General features: G+C 64.4%; 18 protein-coding genes. 4 read left to right on the plus strand and 14 right to left on the minus strand.

The annotated features are described in order from the left end of the window. Positions 1-51: 51 nt before the first annotated feature. From FJ936_RS19395 to ykgO, 3 genes are all read right to left on the minus strand, one after another. A complete protein-coding gene (locus FJ936_RS19395) occupies positions 52-1119 on the minus strand; it encodes an alpha/beta hydrolase (RefSeq protein WP_141906877.1) in 1068 nt (355 codons plus the stop codon). A gap of 93 nt (positions 1120-1212) precedes the next feature. Further along, the gene (locus FJ936_RS19400) at positions 1213-1860 is read right to left on the minus strand and encodes a hypothetical protein (protein ID WP_141906878.1); all 648 of its coding nucleotides are present in this window, start codon (positions 1858-1860) and stop codon (positions 1213-1215) included. Between the two features lie 110 nt (positions 1861-1970). Continuing rightward, positions 1971-2096, minus strand: a complete 126-nt coding sequence (ykgO, locus tag FJ936_RS19405) for a type B 50S ribosomal protein L36 (RefSeq protein WP_006327841.1) — start codon at positions 2094-2096, stop codon at positions 1971-1973. Positions 2097-2338: 242 nt separating this feature from the next. Here ykgO and FJ936_RS19410 point away from each other — a divergent pair, with 242 nt between their 5' ends. Then, on the plus strand, positions 2339-2758 hold the full coding sequence (locus FJ936_RS19410) for a lysozyme inhibitor LprI family protein (protein WP_015315324.1): 420 nt from the start codon (positions 2339-2341) through the stop codon (positions 2756-2758). A gap of 12 nt (positions 2759-2770) precedes the next feature. On the opposite strand, the gene FJ936_RS19415 is transcribed toward FJ936_RS19410, so the two are convergent. The 10 genes from FJ936_RS19415 to FJ936_RS19460 all read right to left on the minus strand — a co-directional run bounded on the left by FJ936_RS19415 (position 2771) and on the right by FJ936_RS19460 (position 11055). After that, on the minus strand, positions 2771-3847 hold the full coding sequence (locus FJ936_RS19415) for a 5-(carboxyamino)imidazole ribonucleotide synthase (protein ID WP_141906879.1): 1077 nt from the start codon (positions 3845-3847) through the stop codon (positions 2771-2773). Then, the gene (purE, locus tag FJ936_RS19420) at positions 3844-4341 is read right to left on the minus strand and encodes a 5-(carboxyamino)imidazole ribonucleotide mutase (RefSeq protein ID WP_023773946.1); all 498 of its coding nucleotides are present in this window, start codon (positions 4339-4341) and stop codon (positions 3844-3846) included. Before purE ends, FJ936_RS19415 begins: the two co-directional genes overlap by 4 nt. A 99-nt stretch (positions 4342-4440) precedes the next feature. Beyond that, positions 4441-5352 (minus strand): anti-sigma factor, encoded by a 912-nt coding sequence (locus FJ936_RS19425; protein ID WP_141906880.1) that lies wholly within the window; start codon positions 5350-5352, stop codon positions 4441-4443. Continuing rightward, the gene (locus FJ936_RS19430; protein WP_141906881.1) at positions 5349-5888 is read right to left on the minus strand and encodes a sigma-70 family RNA polymerase sigma factor; all 540 of its coding nucleotides are present in this window, start codon (positions 5886-5888) and stop codon (positions 5349-5351) included. The genes FJ936_RS19425 and FJ936_RS19430 overlap by 4 nt, the downstream gene beginning before the upstream one ends. Before the next feature lie 415 nt (positions 5889-6303). After that, the gene (locus FJ936_RS19435; protein WP_141906882.1) at positions 6304-7509 is read right to left on the minus strand and encodes an aminotransferase class V-fold PLP-dependent enzyme; all 1206 of its coding nucleotides are present in this window, start codon (positions 7507-7509) and stop codon (positions 6304-6306) included. Between the two features lie 25 nt (positions 7510-7534). Further along, positions 7535-7996 (minus strand): RidA family protein, encoded by a 462-nt coding sequence (locus FJ936_RS19440; RefSeq protein WP_015315331.1) that lies wholly within the window; start codon positions 7994-7996, stop codon positions 7535-7537. Positions 7997-8033: 37 nt separating this feature from the next. Beyond that, positions 8034-8828 (minus strand): amino acid ABC transporter ATP-binding protein, encoded by a 795-nt coding sequence (locus FJ936_RS19445; protein WP_140822516.1) that lies wholly within the window; start codon positions 8826-8828, stop codon positions 8034-8036. Between the two features lie 5 nt (positions 8829-8833). Then, positions 8834-9484: an amino acid ABC transporter permease gene (locus tag FJ936_RS19450; protein ID WP_140616680.1), complete on the minus strand. Its 651-nt coding sequence runs from the start codon at positions 9482-9484 to the stop codon at positions 8834-8836. 1 nt (position 9485) lies between these two features. Beyond that, positions 9486-10151, minus strand: coding sequence for an amino acid ABC transporter permease (locus FJ936_RS19455; RefSeq protein ID WP_015315334.1), 666 nt, complete (start codon positions 10149-10151; stop codon positions 9486-9488). A gap of 73 nt (positions 10152-10224) precedes the next feature. After that, entirely contained in the window at positions 10225-11055 is an 831-nt protein-coding gene (locus FJ936_RS19460) for a transporter substrate-binding domain-containing protein (protein ID WP_181171462.1), read from the minus strand. 170 nt (positions 11056-11225) lie between these two features. On the opposite strand from FJ936_RS19460, the gene FJ936_RS19465 reads away from it, so the two are divergent. Then, complete coding sequence (locus tag FJ936_RS19465; RefSeq protein ID WP_141906883.1) at positions 11226-12014, plus strand: IclR family transcriptional regulator; 789 nt, start codon at positions 11226-11228, stop codon at positions 12012-12014. A 29-nt stretch (positions 12015-12043) separates the two neighbouring features. On the opposite strand, the gene FJ936_RS19470 is transcribed toward FJ936_RS19465, so the two are convergent. Then, positions 12044-12247 carry a YdcH family protein gene (locus FJ936_RS19470; RefSeq protein ID WP_015315337.1) on the minus strand — a complete coding sequence of 68 codons (204 nt, stop codon included), beginning with the start codon at positions 12245-12247 and terminating at the stop codon, positions 12044-12046. Between the two features lie 238 nt (positions 12248-12485). Here FJ936_RS19470 and FJ936_RS19475 point away from each other — a divergent pair, with 238 nt between their 5' ends. Both FJ936_RS19475 and ispG read left to right on the plus strand, forming a co-directional pair. Next, on the plus strand, positions 12486-12665 hold the full coding sequence (locus FJ936_RS19475) for a YdcH family protein (protein ID WP_015315338.1): 180 nt from the start codon (positions 12486-12488) through the stop codon (positions 12663-12665). A 326-nt stretch (positions 12666-12991) separates the two neighbouring features. After that, positions 12992-14245: a flavodoxin-dependent (E)-4-hydroxy-3-methylbut-2-enyl-diphosphate synthase gene (gene ispG / locus FJ936_RS19480; RefSeq protein WP_140616683.1), complete on the plus strand. Its 1254-nt coding sequence runs from the start codon at positions 12992-12994 to the stop codon at positions 14243-14245. Position 14246: the final 1 nt, after the last annotated feature.

Raw genomic sequence — 14246 nt, forward strand, 5'->3', positions numbered from 1 at the left:
CCGCTCTGATCCCAATGGCGGGCTGCGGTGGCCGTTTTCGGATGGCACGCATCAGGTCGGCGCGAGCTCCGCTTCAGGTTCTTTGATGTCGGCGCATTTGCCCGTGCCATACGTGTCGCCGGCAATCCGTGCCTCCACCGTCCTGGCGATTGCTTCCAGATCGATATCCTTGCCGCCGACTTTCTCGATGGCGCCGACGACGAGGTCGGAAGCGATCCAGTCCGGCTTATGACCGAGATTATGCACCCAGACGAGCTCGGCACCCGGGATGTCGCGCACCAGGCCGACGGAGTGGATCCGGGCATAGACGACCTTGTCGCGGTCGCCGGAGATGACCACGGTCGGGGCCGTGATCTCTTTGTAGTGCGGTGCGGCGGCGAGCGCATAGCGATAGAGGCCGGCAACGTCGGTGGCGTTGGCGCGAAAGGCCGACGGCCTCAGCACCAGCGGGATCGAGGTTGCGGCGAGATAATTGTCGGGCACCTTGTTGGGTGAGAAGACGCAGGTCGTGGCGTCCGCCATCCACAGCGTCCCGACAGGATAGGTCAGCGTCTCGGAAAACAGCCGGCCGATCACCGGAATGGTGGTCAGGTCGTAGTACCAGGACGTCGCGCCGCCCGGCCAGGGATGGGTCGCCGGCGCCAGGAAGACCAGCCCGAGCGTCTTGTCCGCATGCTCGCGGCCGAAAGCCGCCGTCACCACGCCGCCGAAGGAATGGCCGACGATGATTGCCTTCTTGATGCCGAGACGGTCCATCAGGGCGGCGATGGTTGCGGCTTGCGCCGATGGGTCCTCATTGTTGCCTGGACCGCGGCCGGACCAGCCAAAACCAGGCCGGTCGAAGAACAGCATTTCGGCGCGGCCTTCAAGCAGCGGCCTGAGTGGCAGCATCTGGTCTTTCAAATTGGCGCTGGCGCCATGGATGAAGACGATCGGCGGCAGATCCGCACTGGCTGGGGCGGGGAGGTGGACGTAGTGGATGCGGGCACCGTCGATGTCGGCGAACGCCCCGACCGAAGGACCGCGGCGCTCGATCAGCCACGAGCCGGCGCGGGTGACGCCGACCAGGGCAAGGACAAGCGCCATCAGGAAGGCGAGCGCGGCATAGATCAGGTTCATGCTGGGATATACGGGGATGGAGGGGGATAAGTTGTGGGGTAGGGCAGTAGGGCTGGCTCCAGCGCCAGCGCCTAATGGCTATTTCCTGATCTATCAAATGCCTTCGCCGGCAAGCTCTTCCGACAGGGTCGCGACCTGGTTCTGGGCGCTGCGCATCATCGGGTAGATGGCCAGCACCTTCTGCCAGGCCTCGAGCGCCGATTGCTTGTGGCCGGTCTCGGCCATGATCTGGGCCAGGCCCGACAGCGCGCCAAAATGGCGTGGCTCGAGCTGCAGCGTGCGGTCGATGTCGGCCATCGACTTGCCGTAGTTCTTCATCATGAAATGCACGGTGGCGCGACGGTTCCAGCCCTCGGCGTAGCTAGGCAGCAAGGTCACCACCTGGTCCAGGAAATCGAGCGCGACGTCGAATTTCTGATCATTCATCGCTTTTTGCGACCACTGCATCATCAGGTCGATCGAGGCGCTGCCGGACTGGAACCATTCGTTCCAGATGCTGCCGGCGATGCGCTCGGCGGCCTTTTCGTTGCGCTCGCGCTTCAGGTCGGAGAACAACTTGTCGAGCCGGGCCTGTTTCGTCATCGGCGTGGCCGGAGTGTCCGGAGCCGCTGGCTGGGCATCGGCGGGCGCCGGCTGACCATCCGCGGCCGCCACCGCGATCGGCCGATCACCGGCTTGGGCCGGCAGGGGGATGACGCCGGAAACCAGCAAAGTCGTCAAGAATACAAAAAGAATCCGCATCGCCCGAGTTTAATCCCGGGCGGCGGAACATCAAAGTGATTTTAGCATGGGAAGGTCGGCTGGCCGACAAGCATCAGTGGGCGGAGACGAAAAAGCCTCCGGCCGAAAACTCAACCCTGGCGCGCCTTGTAGCGCGGGGCGGTCTTGTTGATGATGTAAACACGGCCCTTGCGGCGAACCAGCTGGTTGTCGCGGTGACGCGCCTTCAACGCCTTGAGCGAATTCTTGATCTTCATGGTCTTGCCTGTCGGTCTGGACCCGGTTCGGGGTCGAATTTTTAAGGCGCGCCAGAAGACGCGCCTTTTGAACGGTGGGTGGCTCATAAACGAGGAGACTTGCCCATGTCAACCGTAAGTCAACCGCAAGCGTGCTCCGCGTCCCGATATCATCAAATATCCGCCATGTCGGCCCCGTGGCATTGCGCGGCCATGGGCCGGCTGGGATGATGTAGTCCATCGCAAGCGATTTGGGGACGACCATGCGCCGAATATTCCTCTCCTCCTGCCTCGTCATCCTGGCGGCGAGCTCGGCTGCCCGAGGGCAAGAATGCGACCGCTCCGACGACAGCCAGCAGATGATGAATATCTGTGCCGGCGAGGACTATCAGGCGGCCGACGCCAGGCTCAATGCGGCCTATCAGGCGCTGATCGGCTCCGATGATGCCGATGGCAAGAGATTGCTTCAGGTGGCACAACGCGCCTGGATCAGCTTCCGGGATGCCGAATGCGCGCACAACACCGCCGCCAGCCAAGGCGGGTCCATCCATGCGATGGAGGTCTCGCAATGCCTGACCAGGCTGACCAATGATCGCATCAAGCAGCTCGCCGCCTCCGCCAATTGCGAGGAAGGCGATGCAAGTTGCGCCAGCCCCGACGCGGACAGCGACGAGGTGCAATAGGCGTGTCTGGTATCAGCCGCGGCGGCTGATGCGGGTGAAATGACCCATCTTGCGACCGGGCCGGGCCTCGGCCTTGCCGTAGAGGTGCAGCATCAGGTCGGGCTCGGCGAGCAAGGCGGGAACGCGCAGCACGTCGTCGCCGATCAGGTTCTCCATCACGCAATCGGAATGACGGTTCGAGCTTCCCAATGGCAGGCCGGCAATGGCGCGGATATGCTGCTCGAACTGCGAAACGATGCAGGCGGCTTCGGTCCAATGGCCGGAATTGTGGACGCGGGGCGCGATCTCGTTGGCCAGCAGGGAGCCGCCGGCCAGTACGAAGAACTCGACACCGATGACGCCGACATAGTCGAGCGCCGAGAGGATTTTCGTCGCCGCGTCTTTCGCGTCCCGCGCGGTCGCCGGCGCAACGCCGGCCGGCAAGGTCGATGTGTGCAGAATACCGTCGCGGTGCACATTCCAGGCTGGATCGTAGGCGGCGACAGTGCCGTCCAGCCCTCGCGCGGCGATGACGGAAATCTCGCGCTCGAACTGCACGAAGCTTTCCAGGATCAGCGGCACATTGCCCATCGCCTCGCAGGTGCCGGCGAAACCGCCGGCTTCCATGTTGCGGAAGACGCGCTGGCCCTTGCCGTCGTAACCCATTCGCCGCGTCTTGAGGATGCCGCTGCCGCCGAAGGCCTTCAGCGCCGCCGCCAGCTCGTCGTCGGTGTCGACTTGATGGAACGCGGCGGTGGCGATGCCGATGCCGTTGAGGAATGTCTTTTCGCTCACCCGGTCCTGCGCCACGTCAAGCGCCCGCGGCGGCGGATAGACCGGCATTTTGGCGGCAAGCGCGGTTGCGGCGGCGACCGGCACGTTCTCGAACTCGTAGGTGACGACGGCGCTTGCAGCCGCCAGTTCGGCAAGTGCTGCCGGATCGTCATAGGCGGCCGTAATCTGCCGGTTGGCGACCTGTGCCGCCGGGCAATCCGGTTGAGGCTCCAGCACGATGGTGCGGTAGCCGATCCGGGCGGCGGCCATTGCCAGCATGCGGCCAAGCTGGCCGCCGCCAATGATGCCGATGGTCGATCCGGCGGGCAGGCTCACGGCGTATCCGTCGGTTCGGCCGCGACCTTGGCGGTCTGCGAGGCGCGCCATGCATCGAGGCGCTGGGCAAGCTTGTCGTCGTTGAGCGCCAGCACGGCGGCGGCCAGCAGGGCCGCGTTGGCCGCACCAGCCTTGCCGATGGCCAGCGTTCCCACAGGAATGCCGGCCGGCATCTGGACGATAGAGAGCAGCGAATCCTGGCCCGACAGCGCCTTCGATTCCACCGGTACGCCGAACACCGGCAGTGGCGTCATCGCCGCCGTCATGCCGGGCAGATGCGCGGCACCGCCGGCGCCGGCGATGATGACCTTGTAGCCGGCGGCCTTGGCGCCCTTGGCGAACTCATAGAGCCGGTCGGGCGTGCGGTGCGCCGAGATGATCAGCCGTTTGTGGGGCACACCAAGCGCCTCCAGCGTCTCCGCTGCCTGGCGCATCGTCGCCCAGTCGGATTGGCTGCCCATGATGATGGCGACGTCGGCGCGTTGATCGTCCAAGCTTCTGCTCCCCGGCGACAAAGGCGCGCCTTAGCGGAATTCGCGCGGGGCCGCAAGGATTTCAGGCCATCGGCGAGATGCCGACGGCCACATTCCAGCTCATACCGCCGCCTTGCGGAAGCGAGCGACGAAGTCGTCGAGTTCGGGGCGCTCCATGTCGGAGATCGCCCAATAGGAGAAGGCGCCGTCGCTCCAGTGCACCATCGAAAAGCCACCGGAGGAAAGATCGTCCGGCTGGGTGGTCTTGTCCCCCTGCTGCGGTTCGGCGACCAGGGTGATCAGGTGCTCGCGGTGGCGGTAGACCAGTGCCGGTACCGGCCGGCCTGATATCACCTCGACCCGGCCGCCGATGAGGGCGAAGCCCTCCTGGGCAAGGTCCGGCGCCGGCGGCGAGACGCCGATGCGGGCGTCGAGCCACGGTTTGACCGTATGGCGGTCGGAGGAGACGATGTCGATCGGGCTCGCGGCGAGCAGGCTGCGGCGATGGCCGCTGGCGACGGCTGCGGCCAAGCCGTCTTCGGCGCCGTTGAACATTACCCATTGCGTCGCGCCGCTGGCCAGCACCGCGCTGATCATGATCGATGCCGCCATGGCGCGCCAGTCGAACGAGCCGAAGCGGCTTGCCCTCGGCGATCTCCGCGCCAGCGAAGGACGCGTCCCGGCTTCACGCCGCTGGCCGACGCCAGCGCCGGCGATCAAGCCCGGCAGCGCCGACGGCGTGCCGCGCTGCGGCTCTGCTGCCTCGGCTGTGGCCGGCTGCTCGGTGCTGGCCATGCCGATCGCCGCGATGCGGGCCCGAAAGGCGTCGCTCACGTCGGGGCGCGGCAAGCGGCTGACCGCGCCTCGCAAGGCAAGGATGCGGGCATGTTCGGCGGCAAGCCGGGGGTCGGCGGCGATACGACGCTCCACGGCAAGGGCCGCCGCCGCATCAAGCTCGCCATCAACAAGGGCGTGGATCATCAGTCTGATACCTTCGGGATCATTGGGCAGTCCATCGTCATGGCCGGTCATGGCGCTCTCCCCAGTTCGGACGCCAGCAGGCCGCGGGCGCGGGCCAGCCTGGACATCACCGTACCCATCGGCACGTCGAGCATGGCCGCTATCTCGCGATAGCTGAGGCCGTTAATGTCGCGCAGCACCAGCGTTTCGCGAAACGGCTGCGGCAGGGCAGCGATCGCAGCCTCCAGTGCCGCCATGTCGGCCCTGGCGATCAGGCTCGCCTCCGGGCCGTCCTCGTCCGGCAGGCTGGTGCCATGGGCCGCCGCCATGTCGTCGAGATCGCCGAGGTCGCCGACGGCCATCATGCCGCGCGGCCGGTTGCGCGCCATCCAGGTGTAGGAGGTGTTGCGCACGATGGTCAGCAGCCAGGCACGGGCATTGCCGCCGGCGTAGCCTGATATGCCCGCATGCGCCTTGATGCAGGCGTCCTGAACGACATCCTCGGCGTCGGCGGCATTGCCGGTCAGCCAGCGGGCAAGCGCCAGCGCGTCGCCAAGATGCGGCAGCACTACGTCGTTGAAACGCTCTGCCAGGGCCCTGTCGCTCAAAGCAGCACCATGATCCTCTCCGGAGCGGACAGGCCGTGCCGCCTCAAGATGCGACAGCGATTTTGCCTGGCTTGCAGGAGCAAAGCCCCCGGAAACGGGCAAAGTCGTCTGCCTTGCTGAAAGTGAATTCATCTGCGTCACCAGTGTCAAGCGCTATGAAAGGAGGGGCGCTATGAAAAGGAGGGGCGCCATGGAGAAGGGACTGATGACGATCATGCTCGGCAGCGCATGACGGCGGCTGACGCCGCAGCCGTGTTCGCTGTGCTCGCGATGATGGGGCATGCCAGTCTCCTCAACGCCAGCCGTGGCGTATGTCGAGGAGACTTGTTGAAGAGACGATTTATTCCCGCGTGGGCAAATCCGGCTGTTCACAGTCGCGTGATCAGCCGATGCCGTCGGCATGCTCGGTTAGCGATCAATCCGGCCAGCGCAAGACGCCTGACGAATCCTTGCGGGCGACCTTCATCGCGTCGGCCGGGCGCTCCTTCGCCGTCAGCACGGCGCGCAGACGTTCGGCGACAATCTCCGCCTCGCCGGGGTGAAGGTTGCAGGGGTCGAGGAAAAAATGGCCGCGCTCAACCTCGTGGTTGCGCACGATGATCGGCGGCGAGCCGGCGGCAAGGGCCGAGGCAAGACCGGCGGCGGTGAAGCGGCTCTCTGGGGAGACGAATATCTGCAGCCGGTCGAGTGGATTGGCGGTGGGGTCGGGAATGATGATGGCGACGATGCCGGGCAGTCCCTGCAGCGCGTCCTTCCACAGGTTCAGCGCTGCTTCCTCGCGCCGGCGGATTCCGGCATGGTCGCGCTTCTCCCAGGCTTCGAGTGCCGCCATGGTGCCGGCGATGCTTTCCTTGCCGACCTTCATGGCGCGCGCAACGCCGCGGTTCTGCAGATAGGCGGCCCGCACCAGATCCTTGCGGCCGGTGACGATGCCGCTGGTCGGCCCGCTCAGGAATTTATGGCCGCTGTAGATGACGACATCGGCGCCGCGCGCCAGAAAACCGCGCAGATCATATTCGGACGCGGCGTCGACGATCACCGGCACGCCCTTGGCGTGGCAGATCTCGCAGAATTCCTCCAGCGACAGCATGCCGTATTGCACGGTGTGGTGGGCGACGACGTAGAGACCCGCCGCCGTGCGCTCGTTGATCGCTTCGCGCACATGATAGTCCTGGGTGACGCTGACCGTGCCGGCGGGCACCACCCTGGCGCCGGCGACGCGGACCGACTGGTCGATCGGGGCGCCGTAATTGACGATGTGGCCGAGCTGGATGACGACCTCCGACTTGAGGTCGCCAGTGTCGTCGGGCAGGCGCTCGATGGCGAGCAGGCTGGTTCCGGTCATCGCACCGGCGATCGCCATGGTGATGCCGCTGGCGCAGCAAGCGGTGATGAAGCCGGCCTCGCCGCCGGTGAGGCGCGCGACGACCGTGCTCGCGGCGCGCTGCAGATCGTCCATTTCCACCCATTGCGAGGCCATTTCAGCCATGGCGGAGATCGCTTCCGGGACGATGATCGAGGCGCCGAGCGCGGTCATGGTGCCCGAGACGTTGATGATCGGCCGCAATCCCAGCCGTTCGCGGATGGTGGTGTTGGAGCCGGTGTCGGAAGAGGTTTTCATGTGAGCTAATCCCGTGGGTGGCAGGTCAGGCGGCGATCTCGACGACCGCTTCGATTTCGACGGTGATGTTTCCAGGCAGCGAGCCGACGCCGATCGCCGAGCGGGCATGGCCGCCGATCTTGTCGAAGACGTCGGCGAACAGGTCCGAGCAGCCATTGACCACCTTCGGATGGTCGCTGAAGGTCGGCGTCGCGTTGACGAAGCCGAGCAGCTTGACGACGCGCACGATACGGCCGAGATCGCCGGCGGCTGCATGCATGACGGCAAGCAGATTGAGCCCGGTCAGCCGGGCATGCTGATAGGCCTGCTCGACCGTCACGTCCTCGCCCACCTTGCCGGTGCAGAGCGTGCCGTCGGCGCGCAGGGGCCCTTGGCCGGAGAGGAAGATCAGCCGCCCGCTCTCGGCATGGGTGACGAAGTTGGCGATCGGCGTCGGCGGCTCGGGCAGCGTCAGGCCGAGTTCGGCGAGCCTGATATAAGGCGTCATGGATGAAGGCTCCTTGGGCGGCTTTGGCCGCCTGAGTTTAGAAATGCGAGGCTCGGAAGCGCGCCAGGAAAGTACGGAGGCGTTCGTTGCTGGTCTCCGCCGCGAGGATCTCCTTCGGCGGCCCGACGGCGCTGACGCCGCCATCGGCCATGAAGACGATGCGGCTAGAAGCGTCGCGGGCAAAGGCCATTTCGTGGGTTACCATCAGCATGGTCATGCCATCCTCCGCGAGGCTGCGCACCACTGCCAGCACCTCGCCGACGAGTTCGGGATCGAGCGCGGAGGTGATCTCGTCGAGCAGCAGTATCTTCGGTTCCATGGCCACGGCGCGGGCTATGCCGACGCGCTGCTGCTGGCCGCCGGAGAGTTCGGCCGGCAGGCTGTCGGCCTTGTGGCCAAGGCCGACGCGCCCGAGCCAGTGTTCGGCAATCGATCGCGCCTCGGCTTCGTTCTTTCCCCTCACCTTGGTCAGACCCAGCATGATGTTGCCGGCCGCCGTCAGGTGAGGGAAGAGGTTGAAGCTCTGGAACACCATGCCGGTCTCGGCGCGCATGGCGGCAAGATCGCGTTCGCTACGGCGCTGACGCGTTCCGGCTTCGCGAAAACCGACCTCCTTGCCGTCGATGCGGATTGAGCCGCTGTCGTAGCTCTCCAGGAAGTTGACGCAGCGCAGCAGCGTGGTCTTGCCGCTGCCGGAAGGGCCGATGACGGTCACCACCTCGCCGCGCTTCACCTGAAGGCTGACGGAGCGCAACACGTCGACGGCGCCGAAGGCCTTGGAGACATCGCGCACGTCGAGCAGCGCGGGACTGGCGTTTGGGGCTTCGGACATCGTTGCTATTCCCGGATGAAGGAGAAACGCCGCTCGAGCCGCCGGCTGGCGAGCGAGAGTGCGTAGTTGACCGCGAAATAGAGGAGCGCGCCCAGTATATAGAGCGGCATCGCTTCATAGGTGCGGCCGATGACCTGGTTGATAGCCTGCATCAAATCGGTGATGCCGAGCAGCGACACCAGCGCGCTGCCCTTGACCGCGTCGGTGACGCCATTGATCCAGGGCGGCAGGAAGCGCCTGAAGGCCTGCGGAAAGATGACGTAGGTGAGCCTCTGGCGAAAGGTCAGCCCGATCGCCATCGCGGCTTCGGACTGTCCCTTCGGGATCGAGCCGACCGCGCCCCTGAGATACTCGATGACCTGCGCCGTCTTGAACAGGGTGAGCGCGGACACCGCGGCCCAGAACGATGGCAGATGCAGCCCGATTGCAGGCAGGCCGTAATAGACGAAGAACATCAGCACCAGGATCGGAATGCCGCGAATGGTGTCCGAGAAGATGCGCACCGCCCAGCGCAAAGGGGCGGGACCATAGACCAGGCCGACGCCCAGCAGGACGCCGGCGATGAGCGACAGCACCACCACCAGCAGCGACACCCACAAGGTCACGGCGAAGCCCTGGGCCAGGAAGGGCAGTGCGTAGAGGATCTGGCTCAGCATGTCAGCGCGCCGCCCTGAACCGGCGCTCGACGAGCCGCAGCCCGAAAAGCAGCGCATAGCCGGTTACCAGATACATCGCCGTCGTGACCAAGTAGACCTCGACGATGCGGAAGGTGTTGAAGTTGATCCACTGGGCGCCGAAGGTGAGTTCGGGCACCGAGATGACCGAGGCGATCGAGGTGTCCTTGAACAGCGAGATGAAGGTGTTGGAGAGCGCCGGCAGCGTGATGCGCAGCATGGTCGGCAGGCGCACGTGCAACAGCCTTTGCCATGGCGTCAGGCCGATCGCCTTGCCGGCGTCGAGTTGGCCGCGCGGGACAGCCTCAAGCCCGGAGCGAAACACCTCGACCAGATAGGCGCCGCTATAGACCGACAGGGTCAATACAAACGAGGTTGGTGCGCTGTAGGCCAGGTCGACCACGGTGGGCAGGCCATAGAAAACGAGATAGACCAGCAGGATCAGCGGCACATTGCGGATGAATTCGACATAGGCGGCGATCACCGCCCGCACGACGCGTCCGGCCGAGACGTACCAGACCGCGAGCACCAGCCCGATGACAACGCCAATGGCGATCGAGATCACGGCAAGCTCGAGGCTGAGCAGCAGGCCGCCCCAGAGCTTGTCGAAATGCCGCCAGATCAGGTTAAAGTTAAGGGCATAGCCCATGCATCCGCCTCGGTGTGAAGGACGTCGAGTCGATTACGGAAGGGCGACAACGCCACCCTTCCGTAGTCCGGGATCAGATGATCGGGAAGCCGGGGTGACGCGCCGGCGGCTCCTGGCCGAAATAGTCCTTGAAGGCGGCGTCGTAGAGCGCCGATTCATGGCCGAACATGGCGATGGTGAAAGTCTGGTTGACGAAGGTCAGCCAGTCCAAATCGCCTTGCCGCAGTGCGGCGCCGTAAAGCATCGAATACCAGCTCTTGCCGGCATCGAAATACTTGTCGGGATTGCGCGAGGCGAGCCAGCGCACGGTGGACAGGTCGACCGCGGCGGCGTCGGCGCGCTTGGACTCCAACGCCTGCAGCACGTTCGCCTGGGTGTCGATCTGCAATACCTGGGCCTGCGGCAGAGCGTAGTGGACGGAACTTTCGGCGTCGACATTCTGCAGGATGGAAATGCGTGTCGCCGAACCACCGGCCAGCAGCTTGTCGAAGGTCTTGTTCTCGGCGGTCGGCAGGGTCAGCAAGGCAACGCCTTCGACATAGTAGGGCCGGGAGAAATTGATCAGTTGCGAGCGCTGCGCCGTCATGGTCATGAACTGAATGGTGATGTCGACCTTGTTGGTGGTCACGTTGGGAATGCGCTGGGCCGGATCCTGCATGACGAACTCGACCTTGGTCGGGTCGTCGAAAAGGCCCTTGGCGAGAATGCGGCCCATGGTGATATCCATGCCGACCAGTTCGCCGGCATCGTTCTCGAAATGCCAGGGCGCGTTGGTGCTGCCGGTCCCGACAATCAGCTTGCCTCTGTCGAGCACGGTGCGCAGCAGGCTGTCGGATGCGGCCTGTGCGGCGGCCTTCTGCGCATCGACGGCTGCCAGCACGCCGGCCGTGGCAAGTCCCGCCATTCCCAATTTCAGAAAATCACGTCTTCCGGATGTGTCGTTCACGGCGACCTCCTTTCGTGTTGTGTTCCCCTATGCACAGGCCATACACGCGGCAGTGATTGTCAAAGATTGTCTCTTACAAGAGACGCATGTATCCTGTACCAGACAGATACTAGCACCGGGAATCGACAATGCAAGATGGTAGTGTTTTGGCTGCTTCGGCCGACGAGAAGGCGCCGGGCTCCCGTGAAAAGGGCCTCAACCGGGTCCTGGAGATCCTGGAGTTCCTTCACACGACGCAGCGTGCGATCGGGATTGGCGATCTCGCCAAGGGCGTCAATGCGCCGCGTTCGACCACCTACACGCTGGTGCGGTCGCTGGTCGACGCCGGCCTTCTGGAAATGGCCGGCGACGGCAATCGCGTCTATTTCGGCAAGAAGCTCTACCTCTACGGGATGGACTATGTGCGCGGCAACGACCTGTTGCGGCGCGGGCGCCAGGAGGTCGACCATCTGTCGCGCGAGACGGGCGAGACCTCGGAATTGTGCATGCTGCAGAGCGGCCGCTATACGATCGTCCATTCCAGCCCTGGTACCAGGCCGTTCCGCATCAGTTCGGCCACCGGCCTGCAGATACCGCTGCCCTGGACCGCGTCTGGTCGGCTATTGCTTGCGGGGCTGGATAGAGCCGCGATCGAAGCCATGGTGTCTGATGACGATCTCGTGCTGCCTGACGGGCGCAAGCTGCGGCTCGACGATTTCATCGCCGACATCGCAAAGGCAGGGGTGACCGGCTACTGCGTCACGTCGGGCCTGGTCGACGCTTACACGAAATGCCTTGCCGTGCCGGTCTTTTCAGCGCCAGGCAAGGTCGAGGCGACGATGTGCCTGGTGGTTCCGATCGATACGTCGGAGGAGCGGACCGCCGATCTCATCCGCCTGCTGCGCGGCCGCGCCGCCGGGCTCTCGATCGGCGCATAGGCGGAAAGTGCCGGCGGCGCGATTCCGTCTCAGGCGATGATGTCCGGAATGATCCTGTCTTCCAGCTTCATCAGCCGGTCCTTGAGGAACAGCTTCTTCTTTTTCATGCGCTGGATCTGCAGCGGGTCGCAATTCATGGCGATCATCGCGTTGATCGCGGCATCGAAATCGGCGTGTTCCTGCTTCAGCCGGGAAAATTCGAGGCGAGTATCGGCCTGTTCCTGATCGGACATTCTCTACCGTCTGCACGTCTGCGGCGCCCAAAACTGGGCCTGGTTGGGCGGGGGCGGCAATTTCTGCCACCGGCGCGCAGCCCATATCACATTTCACGTTGTCGTGGAATGCTACCACGCAGCATTCGACATCGCTGCTCGATGGTGGCACACTGTCATTGTGCCGTCACAGATACGACCTGCGGTGGACGTGCCTTGGCGGCTGCAATCGAGGAAACCATGAAAGGGAGAACCAATCATGTCTCTTGCATCCCATCTTGATGAGTTGCAGCGGAAACACGGCGACATCGAACGCGAAATCGATGACGCGATGAATCACCCGTCGGTTGATGACCTCGAAATCGGGAATCTCAAGCGACGCAAGCTGGCACTCAAGGATGCGATTGAGAAACTGAGGGCGCAACCAACCACGCATTGATCCTCACCTGACATAGCCGCTCACCACTGGCCTTGCCGGCGGCGCCAGCCGCCGGTGCAGTGATTGCGATTTTCAGCGCTGCACCATAAGCGGAAACTAATATCCTTCGGACCCATCTTGCCCGCTTGGCCGCTGCCAGCTCGTGTGCTGTTTCAGGTCCCGGCCGGGACCAATTGCTGCCAGTGGCGACCTGTCGCCATTGACAAGCCATCTTTGCTCCTCCACCTCATGCCGGACTTCAACGCATCGGCCCCGGCTTGTGCGTCCAGGTGGACGCACGCGCTTCAGAGAGACGCATAGCGCTCCAGAGACAAAAGGCTGCCGGCATGACCGGATATTTTTCTTCTCCCTTCCCCCGCCGCACCTCGGTCGGCGTCGATGTCGGCGGCGTGGTCGTCGGCGGCGGCGCGCCGGTGGTCGTTCAGTCGATGACCAACACCGACACGGCCGATATCGACCAGACAGTCGCGCAGGTCGCGGCGCTGCACCGCGCCGGCTCCGAGATCGTGCGCATCACCGTCGACCGCGATGAAAGTGCCGCCGCCGTGCCGCGCATTCATGAGCGGCTGCAGCGGCTTGGCATCAACGTGCCGCTGGTCGGCGATTTCCACTATATCGGACATAAGCTCCTGGCCGATCATCCGGCTTGCGCCGAGGCGCTGGCCAAGTACCGCATCAATCCCGGCAATGTCGGCTTCAAGGATAAGAAGGACCGGCAGTTCGCGGCGATCGTCGAGATGGCGATCAAACATGACAAACCGGTGCGCATCGGCGTCAACTGGGGCTCGCTTGACCAGGAGCTTCTGACGCGGCTGATGGACGACAACCAGGACAAGGGTTTCCCGCTGACGGCGCAGGAAGTGACGCGCGAGGCAATCGTGCAGTCGGCGATCCTGTCGGCCGAGATGGCCGAGGAAATTGGTCTTGGCCGCGAAAAAATCATCCTGTCGGCCAAGGTCAGCGGCGTGCAGGACCTGATCGCCGTCTACACCGAGCTTGCGACCCGTTCCAACCATGCGCTGCATCTCGGCCTCACCGAGGCCGGCATGGGCTCCAAAGGCATCGTCGCGTCTTCCGCGGCCATGGGCATCCTCTTGCAGCAAGGCATTGGCGATACCATCCGCATCTCGCTGACGCCGGAGCCCAATGGCGATCGCACCCGCGAGGTGCAGGTGTCGCAGGAACTGCTGCAGACCATGGGTTTCCGGCAGTTCGTGCCGATCGTCGCGGCTTGCCCGGGCTGCGGCCGCACCACCTCCACCGTGTTCCAGGAACTGGCGCAGAACATCCAGGCGGACCTGCGCAAGAACATGCCGGTGTGGCGGGAGAAATACCCGGGCGTCGAGAACCTCAAGGTCGCGGTGATGGGCTGCATCGTCAACGGTCCCGGTGAATCCAAGCATGCCGATATCGGCATTTCGCTGCCCGGCACCGGAGAAACGCCGACCGCGCCGGTCTTCGTCGACGGCAAGAAGGCGGCGACGCTGCGCGGGCCGTCGATCGCGGCGGATTTCGAGAAAATGGTCGCCGACTATATTGACCAGCGCTTCGGTCGGGGCGGCAAGGCCGCGGCAGAGTAAG

It is taken from the genome of Mesorhizobium sp. B2-4-13, assembly GCF_006658535.1.
Classification (GTDB): Bacteria; Pseudomonadota; Alphaproteobacteria; order Rhizobiales; family Rhizobiaceae; genus Mesorhizobium; species Mesorhizobium australicum.

Bases quoted from the DNA above. Each gene is read 5' to 3' on its own strand.
- FJ936_RS19395 (WP_141906877.1), bottom strand. From the start codon at position 1,119: ATGAACCTGATCTATGCCGCGCTCGCCTTCCTGATGGCGCTTGTCCTT.
- FJ936_RS19400 (WP_141906878.1), bottom strand. From the start codon at position 1,860: ATGCGGATTCTTTTTGTATTCTTGACGACTTTGCTGGTTTCCGGCGTC.
- ykgO (WP_006327841.1), bottom strand. From the start codon at position 2,096: ATGAAGATCAAGAATTCGCTCAAGGCGTTGAAGGCGCGTCACCGCGAC.
- FJ936_RS19410 (WP_015315324.1), top strand. From the start codon at position 2,339: ATGCGCCGAATATTCCTCTCCTCCTGCCTCGTCATCCTGGCGGCGAGC.
- FJ936_RS19425 (WP_141906880.1), bottom strand. From the start codon at position 5,352: ATGACCGGCCATGACGATGGACTGCCCAATGATCCCGAAGGTATCAGA.
- FJ936_RS19435 (WP_141906882.1), bottom strand. From the start codon at position 7,509: ATGAAAACCTCTTCCGACACCGGCTCCAACACCACCATCCGCGAACGG.
- FJ936_RS19440 (WP_015315331.1), bottom strand. From the start codon at position 7,996: ATGACGCCTTATATCAGGCTCGCCGAACTCGGCCTGACGCTGCCCGAG.
- FJ936_RS19445 (WP_140822516.1), bottom strand. From the start codon at position 8,828: ATGTCCGAAGCCCCAAACGCCAGTCCCGCGCTGCTCGACGTGCGCGAT.
- FJ936_RS19450 (WP_140616680.1), bottom strand. From the start codon at position 9,484: ATGCTGAGCCAGATCCTCTACGCACTGCCCTTCCTGGCCCAGGGCTTC.
- FJ936_RS19455 (WP_015315334.1), bottom strand. From the start codon at position 10,151: ATGGGCTATGCCCTTAACTTTAACCTGATCTGGCGGCATTTCGACAAG.
- FJ936_RS19460 (WP_181171462.1), bottom strand. From the start codon at position 11,055: ATGGCGGGACTTGCCACGGCCGGCGTGCTGGCAGCCGTCGATGCGCAG.
- FJ936_RS19465 (WP_141906883.1), top strand. From the start codon at position 11,226: ATGCAAGATGGTAGTGTTTTGGCTGCTTCGGCCGACGAGAAGGCGCCG.
- FJ936_RS19470 (WP_015315337.1), bottom strand. From the start codon at position 12,247: ATGTCCGATCAGGAACAGGCCGATACTCGCCTCGAATTTTCCCGGCTG.
- FJ936_RS19475 (WP_015315338.1), top strand. From the start codon at position 12,486: ATGTCTCTTGCATCCCATCTTGATGAGTTGCAGCGGAAACACGGCGAC.
- ispG (WP_140616683.1), top strand. From the start codon at position 12,992: ATGACCGGATATTTTTCTTCTCCCTTCCCCCGCCGCACCTCGGTCGGC.